Genomic DNA, 14,064 nt, shown 5'->3' on the forward strand with positions numbered 1-14,064 from the left:
CAACGCCAACCGCAGAAGGGGTGCCGCACGCCAATTGCAGTAGTATGTGGTCATGTTCATGTCTGAGCGGACTGTTCAGAACGGCTGATTGATGGATGCCCCCAGGTCCGCGTTCGATCCTGTGGGGGCGGCCGATCTCAATCGACCCCTCTCCGAGCACCTGAAGCTGGTCCACCAGCGCATCCGCAGGCAGGAACCGTCGATCGAACGACTGGATTTTCTGCTGCATCAACCGGTTCAGGGCCAGCTGATCCCCTACCTGAGTTCCGGCCAACGCCTGTCTGCTGGGGCCCCGGATCGGTTTGCAGACGAGCTCGCCGTGGCCGAGCTGCCCTGGCTGCCGGAGCTGGTGCGGTGTCGCCAGGGGCTGCGGGTCGCGACGGATACCTTCGCCCTGCCCCTGCTCTGGGGTCAGCAGCTGCAGGGGCTGCTGCTGCTGCGCCGCGGGGATGGGCTGGAGCTGGTCCCAGATCTGCAGGACCGGCTGGCCTGTCAGCTGGAACTGCTCGGAAGCCTGGTGGCCCACGAGCTCACCACCATCAACAGCCTCCGGAGCGCCGTGCGGATGGCCCTGCAGTTCAGCGGCCTGCAGGACCTGGAGACCGTCGCCCACATGGAGCGGGTCTCGCTCTACAGCCGCCTGATCGCCGATGGGCTGGGCCGCTCGATGGCGCTGCCCCAGGACTTCGGGCTGGATCTCTACGTCTTCGCCGGCCTGCACGACATCGGCAAGGTGGCCATCCCCCAGGAGATCCTGCGCAAGCCCGGGTACCTCGATGCGGGCGAACAGGAGATCGTGCGCACCCACGTTGATCAGGGGCTGCGGCTGGTTGAGCAGCTGGTGGGAGGCTTCCAGCTGGTGGGCGACGGCAAGCTGCAGATCCTGCGCAACGTGGTGGCTTGCCACCACGAACGGATGGATGGCAGCGGCTACCCCCTCGGGCTGCGGGGCGAGCAGATCCCTCTGGAGGCCCGGATCGTGGCGGTGGCCGACATCTACGACGCACTCATCCAGCGTCGGCACTACAAGCAGTCCATCGGCGAGGAGGAGGTCCTAGCGATGCTGGCGGTGATGGTGGAACAGGGCAGCCTCGACAGGGGCTGTGTGGAGGTGCTGCAGCAGGCGACGGAACAGCGCCGCTGCATCCGCCTGCACTGGCCTGAGTGAGACCCGCGTCGGGCAGGACACCTCAGCCTGCCGTGGCCATTCAGCCTGCCTGGGGGAGGGCCAGGTCGGCCGCCAGCTGAACGCCTGGGATGTTGTCGGGGCTGGGCGGTGGATCGAGAATGTCTGCTTCGATGCTCCAATCCAGGCTGCTCTCCACCCCCGGCGGGCCGGAGAAGGTCCCACTGATGGCGGCGCTGAGGTCGGAGCGGGAGGAGGTGGCCAGGGGGATGTAGCGCTCGTCCACCGCCCCCTGACCGCTGGCGTCGAAGCCGCGCCAGCCCGCCCCCTGCAGGTACACCTCGGTCCAGGCGTGCAGGTCGTAGCGGGCGGGTCTGGGCTCGAGCAGGTGGTAGCCGCTCACGAAGCGGGCCGGGAGGCCCACGCTGCGGCAGGCCTCGATCATCAGCACCGCCAGGTCGCGGCAGGAGCCCACCCGCTCCTTGAGGGTGCGGCCGGCGGGCCAGGCCGGGCCCACGTGGCGCTCGGTGTACTTGACCCGGTCCTGGATCACCTCGATGAGCTGCTGCAGGAAATTGAGGCTGCGCTGGTCACAGCCCATCAGCGCCTCCTGGGCCAGGTCCACCGCCGCCGGGTCGTGCTGGCCGTTGGGCAGCCAACCCTGCAGGTTGCTGAGCAGGTCCGGGTTGAGCCGCCCGATCGACACCGGCAGGCGGGCCATGTCCTCGTCCAGGCAGGCCGTGATCAGGGGCTGGCTGAAGGTTTCCACCTCGGAGCGGGCCACCACCAGGAAGTGGTCGCTCTCGCCCAGAAAGCGGGCCCGCGTCACGGTGTCGCCGCTGGCGGCCAGCAGGTCGTAGAGCTGGCTGGGCTCGGGACTCACCTCCAGCCGGTAATCCAGCACCCGCTGGAATCCCTGGGGCCGCGGCCGCAGGCAGAAGCGATGCGGTCCCAGCAGCACGGGCGCGCTGTAGCGGTACTCGAAGCGATGGGTCAGGCGGGCGCGCATGCCGGGGTGGAACTCGAAACGGGAGAAGTAGGGAGGGACGCGGGGCCGGGTGGGCTGGCCGCGGCGGTGGCACCAGCCTGGCCTGTATCCCCGCTGGGGGGACTGGCGACGGGGGGCGCACCCACGGGCGAGGAGCTCACGAAGTAGCGCGCGTGGATCAGATCGTGGAGGCTGTTCAGGTCGCCCTGCAGGTCGTCGATCGCCTCGTGCAGGCCGTCGGCGATCAGGGCATCGATGTGGGTGTAGCTCCAGCGGGCCAGGGTCAGGCCGCTGAGGCACTCCAGGGCATCCGGCGTGCCCGGCAGCCGCTGGCCCCCGACGATACGCAGGGTTTCGTGGATCCGCTCCAGGCAGTAGCGCACCGAGCGTGGGAACGCCGGATCCAGCAGCAGGAAGTCGGCCACGGCCCTGGGGCAGATCGCCTGCTGGCTCGACTGGCGGAACATCTGGTAGGCACCCGCGCAGCGCAGCAGCGAGATCCACTGCAGCTCATCCAGCACGCCGCCAACCTCCTCGGGGCTGGGCAGCAGCAGGAAATACTTCACGTCCAGGATCCGGGTCGTCTTGTCGGCGCGCTCGATCAGCCGGCCCAGCCTGCTGAACTGCCAGGAGAGGTCGCGGCTGAGGGTGGCGTCGGTGATGCCGTAGAAGAGCTGGCAGCCCCGGCGGATCTCCCGCAGTTGCTCCTGCGGGGGCTGGTCCCAGAAACTGTCGTTCTCCACCAGGGTCCAGTAGAGCCCGTTGATCTGCTCCCACATCTCCGTGGTGATCACATCGCGGATCTGGCGAGTGTTCTCCCGCGCCATGAGGATGCAGCTCACGATGCTGTTGGGGTTGTCCGGGCAGTGCACCAGGAACTCCACCACCTGCGGCGGGCCGCCGCCGGGATAGAGGCGGTCGAACAGTTCGCGGTCACCGCTGGCATCGATCAGCGGCAGCCAGGGCTCGGCGCTGCCGGGGGGGCAATCCAGCGCCATCGCCTCGCTCACCTCCACAAAGCGGGAGATGTTCTCGGCCCGCTCCACGTAGCGGTTGATCCAGTAGAGGGAATCGGCAACGCGGCTCAGCATGGGCGCGCCTCCTGCTGGGCCTCTTGCTGGGCCTCCTGGTCATCGACGATCCAGGTGTCCTTGCAGCCGCCGCCCTGGGAGGAATTCACCACCAGCGAGCCGCGCCGCAGGGCCACCCGGGTCAGCCCGCCGGGGCTCACCCAGGCCCCCTGGCCCCGCAGCACGTAGGGGCGCAGATCGACGTGGCAGGGGTAGAGCTCGCCCTCGCTCAGGGAGGGGACCGTGGAGAGATCCAGGGTGGGCTGGGCGATGAAATTGCGCGGGTCGGCCTCGATCTTGACGGCGAACTCGGCGATCTCCTCGGCGCTGGCATGGGGGCCAATCAGCATCCCGTAGCCCCCCGCCTCCGATACCGCCTTCACCACCAGTTCACCCAGATGGGCCAGCACGTAGGCCCGGTCATCGGGCCGGGAGCAGAGGTAGGTGGGCACGTTGGCGATGATCGGCTCTTCGCCGAGGTAGTAGCGCACCATCTCCGGCACATAGGCATAGATCAGCTTGTCGTCGGCCACGCCCGTGCCCGGAGCGTTAGCGATGGCGACTCTCCCCGCGGCATACACCTCCATCAGGCCCCGCACCCCCAGCATCGAGTCGGGACGAAATACGGCGGGATCGAGGAAGTCGTCGTCAATACGGCGGTAGATCACGTCCACCGGCTGCAGTCCGCCGGTGCTGCGCATCCACACCCGTCCGTCCTGGCAGGCGAGGTCACGCCCCTCCACCAGCTGGATCCCCATCTGCTGGGCCAGGTAGCTGTGCTCGAAGTAGGCGCTGTTGAACACCCCCGGAGTGAGCAGCACCACCCGTGGGTGCTCGGTCCAAGGAGCCAGGTCCCGCAGGGTCTGGAGCAGGTGTGAGGGGTAGGCGTCGATGGGCTGCACCGTGCGGCCCTCGAACAGGCTCGGGAACATGCGCTTCATCACGCGCCGGTTCTCGAGGAAATAGGCGACTCCAGAGGGGCAGCGCAGGTTGTCCTCCAGCACGCGCCAGGTGCCGCTGCCGTCGCGCACCAGGTCCAGCCCAGACACATGGCACCAGCGGCCCAGGGGTGGACTAAAGCCCCGCATCTGGGGCCGCCAGCCCTGGGAGCTCTCCACGTCCTCACGCGGCACCACGCCATCATTCAAGATGCGTTGCTCGCCGTAGACATCGGCCAGGAAGGCATCGATCGCCTCCAGGCGCTGGATCAGGCCCCGCTCCAGCCGCTGCCACTCGCCGGTGCGGATCAGCCTGGGCAGGGGATCGAAAGGCAGGATGCGCTCGCCGCCGCTATTGCCCGAGCCGTTAAGCCGGAAGGTGGCCCCCAGCCGCTTGAGCAGCACGCCGGCGGCGGCGTGGTTGCGGTTCAGCTCCTCCAGGCCCAGGGCCCCGAGGGAGGAGAGCAGGGGCCGCAGGGCCGCGCGCGGCTCGTCGCAGCTGCTGAAATACTCGTCGTAGCCCTTGTCGGGCCGGTAGTCGGTGAACATGGCGGGGCTCCCCAGGGGGGCATCCTGCAGAGCGGAAACGCCCCGTCGGGTCTCGATTGCTACGGAATCGCGGGGCTGACGCTTCGCGACGCGGGGCTGGATTCCTGGGCGGGTGGGATGTGCGGGGGCGGCCACCGTTCCTGGCCCCCCCCTCCGGAGGACAGTGGTCGCGGCTGGGGCACGGCTCTAGCTTAGGCGCGGACTTTGCTGGTGCCCAGCAGTCCCACCGCCGTTTCCGATCCATGCCTTCGATCTTTCCGCCCGATGAGTTGCCCCATCCCGATGCGGGTGCCGCTCGCGGCACGGCCAGCGGCCAGGGCAGCTCCACAGGCGACCCAGCGAGCGCGCCCGAGAGCGGCCTCGCCGAGCTGGAGCAACTGCTAGAGATCGAGGCCGGCACGCTGCTCCATGGATCCGGAGAAGACGAGGACGGGGGGGAGCCAGGCGACGACCAGCGCCGCACCTACCGCCATCCCGTTGAGGTGTGTAGACCGATCGGCCTGCAGTTGCTCAACGACGCGCTCGAACCGGTCACGGCCTGGCTCCTGGCCGACATCCTCGATATCAGCCTCGGTGGCCTCTGCCTGTTGATCACCGACAGCACCGACCATCACTTCGCGCCCCGCCACCGCGTGCGAGTGAATGTGACGGCCCACCCCTCCTTCGGCGTCAGCGACCTGCTCGGGGAGCTGCGCTGGTTCGTCAAGTCCGACTACGTAGTGACCATGGGGATCGGCTTTAATCAGCAGCTGGCCGAGCTGCCGGACCTGCTGCCCTGTCGCCGGGCGGTCCGCCGGGCCCTCTAGATCTGAAGGCCGCCCCGACCAGGCTCTCGAGCCACCTCAGAGAAGGAAGTAGCGCTGGGCCATCGGCAACACCTCGGCCGGCTCGCAGGTCAGCAGGGCGCCGTCGGCGAACACCTCGTAGGTCTGGGGATCCACCTCCACCCGGGGCAGGGCCGTGTTGTTCTTCATCGACGCTTTGCCGATGCCGCCGCGGGTGTTCTGCACCGGCACGCAGAGCCGCTCCAGACCCAGGCGGCGGGGCACGTCGTCTTCCAGGGCGGCCTGGCTCAAGAAGGTGAGGCAGCTGGGAGCGAGAGCCTTGCCGAAGGCGGCGAACATCGGCCGGCCGTGCACGGGGCCGGGGGTGGGGATGGAAGCATTGGCATCGCCCATCTGGGCCCACACGATCGAGCCGCCCTTGATCACCAGCTCCGGTTTCACCCCGAAGAACCCGGGCTTCCAGAGCACCAGATCCGCCAGCTTGCCCACTTCCACCGAGCCCACCTGGTGGTCGATGCCGTGAACGATCGCCGGGTTGATCGTCACCTTGGCGATGTAGCGCTTGAGCCGGGTGTTGTCGTTGCGCTCCGAGTCTCCCTCCAATGCGCCACGCTGCACCTTCATCTTGTGGGCGGTCTGGAAGGTGCGGGTGATCACCTCGCCCACCCGGCCCATGGCCTGGGAATCGCTGGCGATGATCGAGAAGGCGCCGATGTCGTGGAGGATGTCCTCGGCGGCAATCGTCTCCCGGCGGATGCGCGACTCGGCGAAGGCCACGTCCTCCGGGATCCTGGGATCCAGGTGGTGGCACACCATCAACATGTCGAGGTGCTCCTCCAGGGTGTTGCGCGTATAGGGGCGCGTGGGGTTGGTGGAGCTGGGCAGCACGTTGGCCTCGCCGCAGATCCGGATGATGTCGGGCGCATGGCCGCCGCCGGCGCCTTCGGTGTGGAAGGTATGGATGGTGCGGCCGCCGATGGCGCGGATCGTGTCCTCCACGAAACCGGCCTCGTTGAGGGTGTCGGAGTGGATCGCCACCTGGATGTCGAAGCGATCCGCCACCGACAGGCAGCAGTCGATCGCCGCGGGGGTGGTGCCCCAGTCCTCGTGGAGTTTCAGGGTGATGGCGCCGGCGCGGATCTGCTCCTCAAGACCCTCGGGGGTGCTGGCGTTGCCCTTGCCGAAGAAGCCCAGATTCACCGGCAGGCCTTCGGCCGCCTGCAGCATGCGGGCCATGTGGAAGGCGCCGGGGGTGCAGGTGGTGGCGTTGGAGCCCGTGGCCGGGCCGGTGCCGCCGCCGAGCATCGTGGTCACCCCGCTGGCCAGGGCGGTTTCCACCTGCTGAGGACAGATGAAGTGGATGTGGGTGTCGATGGCGCCGGCGGTCACGATGTGACCTTCCCCGGCGATCGCTTCGGTGCCCGGTCCCACCACGATCGTCACCCCAGCCTGGGTATCGGGGTTGCCCGCCTTGCCGATGGCCACGATGCGGCCGTCGCGCAGGCCGATGTCGGCCTTCACGATGCCCCACCAGTCGAGGATCAGGGCGTTGGTGATCACCGTGTCCACGGCACCATCGGCGCGGGTGGTCTGGGCCTGACCCATGCCGTCGCGGATCACCTTGCCGCCGCCGAACTTCACCTCATCGCCGTAGACGGTGTAGTCCTTCTCCACCTCGAGAATCAGCTCGGTGTCAGCCAGCCGCAGCCGGTCGCCCGTGGTGGGGCCGTAGGTCTCGGCGTAGGTGCGGCGATCGATCCGGTAGGGCATGGCCGGGGCGGCTGAGGAGATGGGCAGGCAGGGGGGCCGGGGTTCGCGTTGCGGCCTGGAGGGTTCAGTCGAGTGGGCCGTTGACCAGGCCGTTGAAGCCGAACACGCGGCGTGCACCGGCGAAGGGCACCAACTGCACCTCGCGGCTGTCGCCAGGCTCGAAGCGGATCGCCGTGCCGGCCGGGATGTCGAGGCGCAGGCCGCGGGCCGCTTCGCGGTCGAACTGCAGGGCGCCGTTGGCCTCGTGGAAGTGGAAGTGGGAGCCCACCTGCACTGGCCGATCGCCGCTGTTGGCCACCAGCAGGGTGGTGACGGGGCGGCCGGCATTCAGCTCCAACGTGCCGGGTTCAGGGAGCAGTTCGCCGGGGATCAGGGGGGGCATCGCAGGGTGGCGGCTGTGGGTGTCGGGAGCGGTTCAGCGGATCGGGTCGTGCAGGGTCACGAGCTTGGTGCCGTCAGGAAACACCGCTTCGATCTGCACCTCGTGCACCAGCTCCGGCACCCCCTCCATCACCTGGTCGCGGCCCAGCCAGGTGGTTCCCTCCGCCATCAGTTCGGCCACGCTGCGACCGTCGCGGGCCCCTTCCAGCACGAGGAAACTGAGCCAAGCCACCGCTTCCGGGTAGTTCAGCCTGAGGCCGCGGTTCATGCGCCGCTCCGCCAGCAGGGCCGCGGTCACGATCAGGAGCTTGTCCTTCTCCTGGGGGGTCAGGTGCATGGCGCCTGGGCGGGTGCGGCGTTGGGCTGGATGCCTTCACTCTGACAGTGGGATGCCGCGTTGGACCGTTCAGGGGGAACGGGCTGGTGGTCTGCCCGGTGCCCTCAGGCCGCGATCCCCGCCAGCGGGTCCTCCTGGAACGGCCACACCCGCGGCAAGGCGGGCGGCTCCAGGCCGCGCACGGCGCGGGTGCGGGCCCAGAGGCGCGTGAACCAGAAGCGTGCCGCCTGGGTGGAGCGGCCGCGGTAGCGGGCCACCAGGCCTTGAGGCAGGGGGCCGCAGGCCATCTCCCCCTCCAGCCCCTCGCGGTCGCCGCGGCAGGCGGCGAGCAGGTCGGCCAGGCGGCCGGCCTCGAGCGGTTCAGGCGCCGCCCACACCAAGCTGCCGAACACCGGCTGGCCCGCCATGCCGTGCTCCTGATCCAGGCCCTCGCCGCCCAGTTCCAGCCGGTCCACCAGCTCCCAGCGGCTCCCATCAGCACCCTGGCGACGGATCTCCAGCTGGGAGCGCCAGCGGCCCGAGCCCAGGTCTTCGCCGGCCGCACTCAGCCCCAGCCGCACCACCTCGGCGCTGAGGAAGCCGGCCCCGGGCGCCAACTCCACCCGGGTGCGCTGCTCGAACAGGCCACCGCCGTAGAGCACCAGCTCCTGGGGCAGCCACTCCAGGTCGGCGCCGGCCGCCAGCCGCAATCCCAGCTCCTGCTGGGCCCAGCTGCCCCCCGGCGCGCGGCGCGAGCGCCCCACCGAGCCGTAGACCTTCTGCGCCGCCACGCTGGTGAGCAGGGCGCGGCTGCCGGGCGCCAGCTCGGCCTGGAGCCGCAGTTGATCGCCGCCCACCAGGCCACCGGCGGTGTGCAACAGCGGCAGTTCGCAGCGGCCGTCCCCGTGGTGGATGGCACGCTGCAGCTTGAGCGGCGCCGTGGCCCCGCCCTGGTTCACGGTGCGGCCGCCTTCGCCGGGGGCGAACTGCAGCCGGGCCTCGCCGCGCCAGGGGGCGGGCGGTGGCATGGCGGCGGGATCGGCCTGGAGGCTGATAGGAACTGGGGCCGGACCGTTCATGGGTCCATGCTGGGGTCGCGGTAGGCGCGTTCCGGTAACAACGGGCACAGGGTCGTGATGCCCCAGGTCGCCAGGGTGGGCTCGCTGTACCCCGGCCGGCCTGCTTCCCGGTCGCCCGGCTGTCCCGCCTCTCGCCATTCCGTTCGTCCGCCCCGCCCCGTGTCGTCCGTCCTGCCTTCCGCGTCGTCCACCGCAGGCAGCCCGGATCCGGACCGAGGCCAAGGTCCCGAATCCCTGGCGCCCCTGCTGCTGGAGCAGCGCCTGGGCCACGATCCCCAGGCTGCCACTGGCCCTGCCTCGCTGCGCCTGCCGCTCACGGCCCAGGAGCGCACCAGCCTGCGGGGGCGCCGCAGCAGTGCCTGCGGCCGGGCGTTGCTGTTGCAGCTGCCCCGGGGGGCAGCCCTGGAGCCAGGCGAGTGGCTGGGCGGCCCCGGCGGCACGCGGGTCCAGGTGGAGGCGGCGCCGGAGCCGCTGCTGCGGGTGCTGGCGGCCGACCCCCTGGCCCTGCTGCAGGCGGCCTATCACCTCGGCAACCGCCACGTAGCCCTGGAACTCCACCCCGGCGAGCTGCGGCTGCTGCAGGACTCGGTGCTGGCGGAGCTGCTGAGCCAGCGGGGCCTGGAGCTGGAGGAGCTGCAGGCCCCCTTCCGGCCCGAGGCCGGCGCCTATGGCGGTGGCGCCCACCAGCACCACCACCAGCACCACGCCTGATGGCGGACGCCGCGCGGCTGCGACTGTTCCAGCTGGTGAGTCCGGCACTGCCGGTGGGTGGCTTCAGCTATTCGGAGGGGCTGGAGGTGCTGGTGCAGGCCGGGCGCCTGGGCGACGCGGCAGCGCTGCGGGGCTGGCTGGAGGCGGAGCTGCGGCGCGGCGCGGTGGCGATCGAGGCGGCGGCGCTGGCCCCCCTGGCCGCGGCCCTGCGGCACTGGCGGGAGGCGGAGGGTGGGGAGCAGGCAGGCGACCTGGAGCGGGCTGCGGCGGGGCGGCGGGAGCTGGTCGAACTCGATGGCTGGCTGCTGGCCCAGCGCGAGGCGGCCGAACTGCGGGCCCAGCAACTGCAGATGGGCCAGTCGCTGCTCCAGCTGCTGACCGATCTGGGCTGGCCCCTGCCCGGCTCGGGCATGCCGCTGGCCGCCCGGGCCGGTTCCACCCGTGTTCAGGCTCTGGCCTGGCCGGCCGCCTTTGCCTGGGCCGGCCTCTGCCTGGAGCTGGCGTCTCCGGCCCTGGAGCAGGCCTACCTCTATGGCTGGGTGGCCAACCAGATCAGCGCCGCGGTGCGGCTGGTGCCCCTGGGGCCCACCGACGGCCAGCGGCTGCAGCTGGCCCTGGCGCCGCTGATCGCCGAGCGGGCGGCGAGCCTGGCCGCAGCCGATCCCCGCGATCTCTGGAGCGGCGGGGTGGGAGCGGGCCTGGCCCAGCTCCAGCACGCCGAGCTGTATTCGCGCCTGTTCCGCAGCTGAAGGTGCTAGGCCCCACCTGGGCCCCCACCCGGATTGCCGGCACAATGCGCCGATGCTCTCCATCTGGATCGGCGCCCTCGACCAGGGCCTGGCCTATGCCGGCCTCGCCCTCGGCGTGTATCTCACCCTACGGGTGCTCAACTTCGCCGACATCACCGTCGACGGCTCCTTCGCCCTCGGCGGGGGCAGCGCCGCCCTGCTGATCAGCCGCGACGTGGCCCCGCCCCTGGCCCTGCTGGCGGCCGTGGCCCTGGGGGCCCTGGCGGGCACCGTCACCGGCCTGATCCACACCCGCCTCGGGGTGAATGACCTGTTCGCCGGCATCCTCACCACCACCGGCCTCTACACCGTGACCCTGCGGCTGATGGGCCGCTCCAACATCCCGCTCACCGACCCGCCCCTGGCGATCCGCCACCTGCCCGATCTGGGCCTGGGCCCCGACGGCCAGTGGGCCCTGGCGCTGCTGTTGGTGGTGGCGGGCCTGATCGGCTTCCTGGCCCTGATGCTGGCCACCGACATGGGCCTGGCCCTGCGGGCCCTGGGCAACAACCCGGTGATGGCCCGTGCCAACGGCATCAGCACCGGCCGAGGCCTCACCGTTGGCATTGCCGCCGGCAATGGCCTGGTGGCCCTCGCCGGTGCCCTGGTGGCCCTTTACAACGGCTTCGCCGACTCGGCCATGGGCATCGGCTCGCTGATCCTCGGCCTCGGAGCCGTGATCGTCGGCGAGTCGGTGCTGCGGCCCCGCAGCGTGCCGATGGCCCTGCTGGCGGTGGTGGTGGGTTCGGTGCTGTTCCGGGCGATGATTGCCCTGGCCCTGCAGCTGGGCATGGAGCCGGTGGATCTCAAGCTGGCCACGGCCCTGCTGCTGCTGGCGGCCCTGGCCCTGGGCCGGGTGCGCATCCCACGCCTCTCCGATCCCGGAGGCCGGCCATGAGCCTGCAGGTCCGTGATCTGCGCTGGGGTCACCCCCAACCCGGCGGCGGCTGGCGCCAGCTGTTCGACGGCTTCCAGCTCGCCTGCCCCACGGGCCAGTTCGTGGTGGTGATCGGCAGCAACGGCTGCGGCAAGTCGACGTTGCTCAATCTGATCGCCGGCAGCCTGCGGGCCGGCGGAGGCTCGGTTCAGTTGGATGGCCGGGACCTGGTTGGATGGCCGGACTATCGGCGGGCCCGAGTCATCGGGCGGGTGATGCAGAACCCGCTCGATGGCACGGCCCCCAGCCTGACCATCGCCGAGAACCTGCGGCTGGCCGAATGCCGTCGCAGCAGTGTGTTCGGTCGGCGCGGTCTGCTCGGCGGTCTGCACCCCAGCCGCGCCGATCGCCAGCGCTACAGGGCCCTGCTGCAGGAGCTGGGCCTGCCCCTGGCCGATCGGCTCGACACAGCGGTGGGCCAGCTCTCCGGCGGCCAGCGCCAGACCATCAGCCTGGTGATGGCGACCCTGGGGAAGCCGAGCCTGCTCCTGCTCGACGAGCACACCGCCGCCCTCGATCCCCGGGCCGAGGCCACCGTGATGGAGCTCACCGAGCGGCTGGTACGCCGGCTCGGCACCACCACCTTGATGGTGACCCACAGCCTCGAGCAGGCCCTGCGCTACGGCGACCGGCTGGTGATGCTGCAGGACGGCCAGCTGATCGGTGACTGGAGCGCCGCCGAGCGGCAACAGTTCACCCCGACCTCATTGCGGGCCCTCTACGGCAGCGCCACAGTTGGAGCTGGATCCTCCACCTCCCCATGACCCTCGGCCGTCGCGAGTTTCTGGCCCTGATGGGGGCGGGTGCCGGCAGCAGCCTGCTGCTGGCCGCGTGCGGCAAGCTCGGCGGCGATCGCAGTGCCAAGGGCCCGGTGATCGGCATCCTGCAGATGGTGGATGCCCCGCCCCCCAACCAGACCCGCGACGGGGTGATCGCGGCCCTGGCCGATGCCGGCTTCAAGGACGGCTCCACCGTGACCCTGATCCGCAAGGACGCCGCCGGCGAACTGCCCAACACCACCCTGGTGATGAAGCAGTTCCTAGGCGAGCCGGTGGACATGGTGGTGGCGGTGGGGACGCCGCCCCTGCAGGCAGCCATGAAGGTGATGCCCGCCTCGGTGCCCGTGATCTTCACGTACACCTCCAACCCCTGGGGCGCCGGCGCTGGCACGCCCCCCGGCGGCGTGGGCCAGCACAAGCCCAACGTGGTGGGCACCATCGGCACCAACCCGGTGGGCAAGGAGCTGGATCTGGCCCGGGCCGTGAACCCGGCCCTCAAGACCGTGGGCCTGATCTTCAACCCCGGCGAGCCCAACTCCGAATACGAAGCCAAGGTGCTGCGCCAAGAGGCCGCCAAGCGCGGCATCACGGTGGTGGAGCAGGCGGTGGCCAACTCCGGTGAGGTGCTGCAGGCGGCCCAGGCCCTGGCGGAGAAAAAGGTGGAGGCCTTCGTGAAGATCGGCGATTACGCCACGATCCAGGGCTTCGGCTCGATCGCCAAGGTAGGTCTGGAGAACAAGATCCCCGTGTATTCGGTGGATGCCGACGACATCAAGTTACCGGGCACCCTCGCAACAATCGGTTGGACCTATCACGCCGATGGCTATGCCGCCGGCAAGCTAGCGGTGCGGGTGCTGAAGGGCGAATCGCCCGCCAAGATCGCCTTCGAGCCCCTCACCAAGACCGACCTGCTGGTGAGCAAGACCACCGCTGCCGCCATTGGCGTGACCCTGCCGGAATCGCTGCTCAAGGAAGCCACCCAGGTGGTGGGCTAACCGTGGCCAGCGGGGGCAGCCGGCTGCGGGTCGGGGTCGCCGGACCGGTGGGCTCGGGCAAGACGGCCCTGGTGGAGGCCCTCTGCCGGCGGCTGCGGGAGCGGCTGCAGCTGGCGGTGGTCACCAACGACATCTACACCCAGGAGGATGCCCAGTTCCTCACCCGCGCCGGCGCCCTGGAGCCGGAGCGCATTCGCGGCGTGGAGACGGGTGGCTGCCCCCACACGGCGATCCGTGAGGACTGCTCGATCAACCGGGCGGCGGTGGAGGAGCTGGAACGGGCCTTCCCGGGGCTGGATCTGGTGCTGGTGGAGAGCGGCGGCGACAACCTGGCCGCCAGCTTCAGCCCCGAGCTGGTGGACCTGTGCATCTACGTGATCGACGTGGCTGCCGGCGACAAGATCCCCCGCAAGGGCGGCCCCGGCATCACCCGCTCCGACCTGCTGGTGATCAACAAGACCGACCTGGCTCCGCTGGTGGGCGCCAGCCTGGAGGTGATGGAGCACGACACCGAGCGCATGCGCGGCGGCCGCCCCTGGTGCTTCACCAACCTGCGCAGTGGCGAGGGGCTGGAGCAGGTGGAGCGGTTTCTGCTGCAACAGCTGCCCGGCTGAGCCTGTTCTGCCAAGGCCCTGAAGACACCAGAGCGTTGGGGGCCGCATACATCACTTTGCGCATCAGGATAGTGATCTTTGGAGGGCAGGTTGTTGTGTGCATGGCGACGAAAAGGGCTGCCCCAGAACCGCAAACTCACATCCACGCCTGGGCTTGGCTGGTTCTGTCTCATCGGATACATGAAAGGCCGGTCCCGGTCCTTAGGTTCCGGCTGCCGTCAGCGTTGCGGCGCCCATT

General features: G+C 70.1%; 15 protein-coding genes. 8 read left to right on the forward strand and 7 right to left on the reverse strand.

The annotated features are described in order from the left end of the window. Positions 1 to 91 precede the first annotated feature (91 nt). Positions 92 to 1,168, forward strand: a complete 1,077-nt coding sequence (locus CJZ98_RS04300) for an HD-GYP domain-containing protein (protein WP_094588715.1) — start codon at positions 92 to 94, stop codon at positions 1,166 to 1,168. Positions 1,169 to 1,208: 40 nt separating this feature from the next. Here CJZ98_RS04300 and CJZ98_RS04305 read toward each other — a convergent pair whose 3' ends face one another. From CJZ98_RS04305 to CJZ98_RS04315, 3 genes are read right to left on the reverse strand one after another with little or no spacing between them, the layout of a single operon-like run. Next, positions 1,209 to 2,135 (reverse strand): transglutaminase family protein, encoded by a 927-nt coding sequence (locus CJZ98_RS04305; protein ID WP_094588717.1) that lies wholly within the window; start codon positions 2,133 to 2,135, stop codon positions 1,209 to 1,211. Next, positions 2,120 to 3,205: an alpha-E domain-containing protein gene (locus tag CJZ98_RS04310; protein ID WP_094588719.1), complete on the reverse strand. Its 1,086-nt coding sequence runs from the start codon at positions 3,203 to 3,205 to the stop codon at positions 2,120 to 2,122. Before CJZ98_RS04310 ends, CJZ98_RS04305 begins: the two co-directional genes overlap by 16 nt. Continuing rightward, positions 3,199 to 4,671 (reverse strand): circularly permuted type 2 ATP-grasp protein, encoded by a 1,473-nt coding sequence (locus CJZ98_RS04315; protein WP_094588721.1) that lies wholly within the window; start codon positions 4,669 to 4,671, stop codon positions 3,199 to 3,201. The genes CJZ98_RS04310 and CJZ98_RS04315 overlap by 7 nt, the downstream gene beginning before the upstream one ends. 242 nt (positions 4,672 to 4,913) lie before the next feature. On the opposite strand from CJZ98_RS04315, the gene CJZ98_RS04320 reads away from it, so the two are divergent. Beyond that, positions 4,914 to 5,477, forward strand: a complete 564-nt coding sequence (locus CJZ98_RS04320; protein WP_094588723.1) for a PilZ domain-containing protein — start codon at positions 4,914 to 4,916, stop codon at positions 5,475 to 5,477. Between the two features lie 36 nt (positions 5,478 to 5,513). On the opposite strand, the gene ureC is transcribed toward CJZ98_RS04320, so the two are convergent. The 4 genes from ureC to CJZ98_RS04340 form a co-directional block, all read right to left on the reverse strand. Continuing rightward, complete coding sequence (gene ureC, locus CJZ98_RS04325; RefSeq protein WP_094588725.1) at positions 5,514 to 7,226, reverse strand: urease subunit alpha; 1,713 nt, start codon at positions 7,224 to 7,226, stop codon at positions 5,514 to 5,516. Between the two features lie 64 nt (positions 7,227 to 7,290). Continuing rightward, the gene (locus CJZ98_RS04330) at positions 7,291 to 7,608 is read right to left on the reverse strand and encodes an urease subunit beta (RefSeq protein ID WP_094588727.1); all 318 of its coding nucleotides are present in this window, start codon (positions 7,606 to 7,608) and stop codon (positions 7,291 to 7,293) included. Positions 7,609 to 7,641: 33 nt separating this feature from the next. Continuing rightward, entirely contained in the window at positions 7,642 to 7,944 is a 303-nt protein-coding gene (locus CJZ98_RS04335; protein ID WP_094588729.1) for an urease subunit gamma, read from the reverse strand. A gap of 104 nt (positions 7,945 to 8,048) precedes the next feature. Continuing rightward, positions 8,049 to 8,951 (reverse strand): urease accessory protein UreD, encoded by a 903-nt coding sequence (locus tag CJZ98_RS04340; protein ID WP_094588895.1) that lies wholly within the window; start codon positions 8,949 to 8,951, stop codon positions 8,049 to 8,051. A 285-nt stretch (positions 8,952 to 9,236) separates the two neighbouring features. Between CJZ98_RS04340 and ureE the strand changes: the two genes are divergently transcribed. Genes ureE through ureG form a run of 6 tightly spaced genes read left to right on the forward strand, consistent with a single transcriptional unit; the run spans position 9,237 to position 13,826 of the window. Then, positions 9,237 to 9,713 (forward strand): urease accessory protein UreE, encoded by a 477-nt coding sequence (gene ureE / locus CJZ98_RS04345; RefSeq protein ID WP_390625479.1) that lies wholly within the window; start codon positions 9,237 to 9,239, stop codon positions 9,711 to 9,713. Further along, complete coding sequence (locus CJZ98_RS04350; protein WP_094588733.1) at positions 9,713 to 10,462, forward strand: urease accessory protein UreF; 750 nt, start codon at positions 9,713 to 9,715, stop codon at positions 10,460 to 10,462. Before ureE ends, CJZ98_RS04350 begins: the two co-directional genes overlap by 1 nt. A gap of 52 nt (positions 10,463 to 10,514) precedes the next feature. Next, positions 10,515 to 11,399: an ABC transporter permease gene (locus CJZ98_RS04355; protein ID WP_094588735.1), complete on the forward strand. Its 885-nt coding sequence runs from the start codon at positions 10,515 to 10,517 to the stop codon at positions 11,397 to 11,399. Further along, on the forward strand, positions 11,396 to 12,202 hold the full coding sequence (locus CJZ98_RS04360; protein WP_094588737.1) for an ABC transporter ATP-binding protein: 807 nt from the start codon (positions 11,396 to 11,398) through the stop codon (positions 12,200 to 12,202). Before CJZ98_RS04355 ends, CJZ98_RS04360 begins: the two co-directional genes overlap by 4 nt. Further along, a complete protein-coding gene (locus CJZ98_RS04365) occupies positions 12,199 to 13,212 on the forward strand; it encodes an ABC transporter substrate-binding protein (protein ID WP_094588739.1) in 1,014 nt (337 codons plus the stop codon). Before CJZ98_RS04360 ends, CJZ98_RS04365 begins: the two co-directional genes overlap by 4 nt. Positions 13,213 to 13,214: 2 nt before the next feature. Further along, on the forward strand, positions 13,215 to 13,826 hold the full coding sequence (gene ureG, locus CJZ98_RS04370; protein ID WP_094588741.1) for an urease accessory protein UreG: 612 nt from the start codon (positions 13,215 to 13,217) through the stop codon (positions 13,824 to 13,826). Positions 13,827 to 14,064 lie beyond the last annotated feature (238 nt).

The sequence above is a fragment of the Vulcanococcus limneticus LL genome (genome assembly GCF_002252705.1).
In the GTDB taxonomy this organism is placed as follows: domain Bacteria; phylum Cyanobacteriota; class Cyanobacteriia; order PCC-6307; family Cyanobiaceae; genus Vulcanococcus; species Vulcanococcus limneticus.